Consider the following 1,778-nt stretch of genomic DNA (forward strand, 5'->3'; position numbering starts at 1 on the left):
GGCCCGCGCCGTCCGGCTGCTAATCGCCCGCGCCTCCGCCGCCGGCGTCGAGTTCCGCGGTTCCACCACCGTGACGGGCATTGAGCACGACGGCGGGCGGGTCACCGCGGTGGAGACCGACACCGGGAGGGTGCCCGCCGACGTCGTGGTCTGCTGTGCCGGGTTCTGGGGGCCGAAGATCGGCGCCATGGTCGGCATGACGGTGCCGCTGCTTCCGCTGGCGCACCAGTACGTCAAGACCTCGGCGCTGCCGGCGCTGGCCGGCCGGAACGAACTGCCCAACGGCGCCCGGCTGCCGATCCTGCGCCACCAGGACGCGGACCTGTACTTCCGCGAGCACGGCGACCGGCTGGGCATCGGTTCCTACGCGCACCGGCCCATGCCGGTGGACCTGGACGGGCTTCCGGCTGTCGCGCCGGCGGACGTCTCCGACGACCGCATGCCCTCGCGGCTGGGCTTCACGCCGGCGGACTTCGAACCGTCCTGGCGGGAAAGCCAGCGGCTGCTGCCAGCCCTCCGCGGCGCGGGCATCACCGACGGCTTCAACGGCGTTTTTTCCTTCACCCCCGACGGCGCCCCGGTGATCGGGGAGTCCCCGGACGTCGCCGGTTTTTACCTGGCCGAAGCCGTGTGGGTCACCCATTCGGCGGGAGTGGCCAAGGCGGTTGCAGAGCTGCTGGTGGACGGGCGGTCGCAGACGGACCTGCACGAAGGCGATGTGCGCCGGTTCGAAGACGTGCAGCTGGCCCCGGAATACATCAGCGAGACGTCGCAGCAGAACTTCGTGGAGATCTACGACGTGCTGCACCCGCTGCAACCGCGCGAATCCCCGCGGAACCTGCGCACCAGCCCCTTCTTCGGCCGCCAGCAAGAGCTCGGCGCGGTCTTCCTGGAGTCCGGCGGCTGGGAGCGCCCGCACTGGTACGAGGCCAACGCGGCCCTGCTGGCGACGCTGCCGCAGGACTGGCGGGAACCGGAGCGCGACGCCTGGGCCGCCCGCTACCACTCCCCCATCGCCGCGGCCGAAGCGTGGAAGACGCGCACCGCCGTCGCCATGTACGACATGACGCCGCTGAAGCGGGTGGAGGTGTCCGGGCCGGGCGCCCTGGCCCTGCTGCAGCGGCTGGGCACCGGGCAGCTCAACAAGAAACCCGGGGCGGTGACTTACTGCCTGTTGCTGGATTCCGGCGGCGGCATCCGCAGCGACATCACGGTGGCGCGGCTGGCGCCGGAGCGGTTCCAGGCCGGCATCAACAACAACGCCGACTACGAGTACCTGCGCGGCGAGGCGGCCGCGCAAGCGCAGGCCGACCCGGCCCAGTGGGTCCGGGTCGAGGACATCACCGCCGGCACCTGCTGCATCGGGCTCTGGGGGCCCTTTGCGCGCGGCGTGATGGCCAAGGTCAGCAGCGACGACTTCAGCAACGACTCGCTCAAGTACTTCCGCACGGCCCGGGTGCGCATTGTCGGCCTCTCCGTCACCGCGATGCGGCTCTCCTATGTGGGCGAGCTGGGCTGGGAGCTGTACACCACGGCCGACCAGGGGCTCAGGCTCTGGGACGCGCTGTTCGACGCCGGGCAGGAGTACGGGATCGTCGCCGCCGGCCGGGCCGCGTTCAACAGCCTGCGGCTGGAAAAGGGCTACCGGCTCTGGGGCACCGACATGACCACCGAGCACACGCCGGAGGAGGCGGGCCTCGGGTTCGCGGTCAAGGCGGACAAGGGCGAATTCGTCGGCGATGCCGCACTGGCCGCCGCGGGCGCGCCGGCCCGCCGGC

At 71.7% G+C, this 1,778-nt stretch carries 1 protein-coding gene; it reads left to right on the top strand.

The genetic code is table 11. From position 1 onward, the window contains the following. On the top strand, positions 1-1,778 hold a 1,778-nt coding region (locus tag AC5RUJ_RS15715; RefSeq protein ID WP_494156182.1), incomplete at both ends, for a GcvT family protein.

This window comes from Arthrobacter sp. Y3223164, from assembly GCF_059091005.1.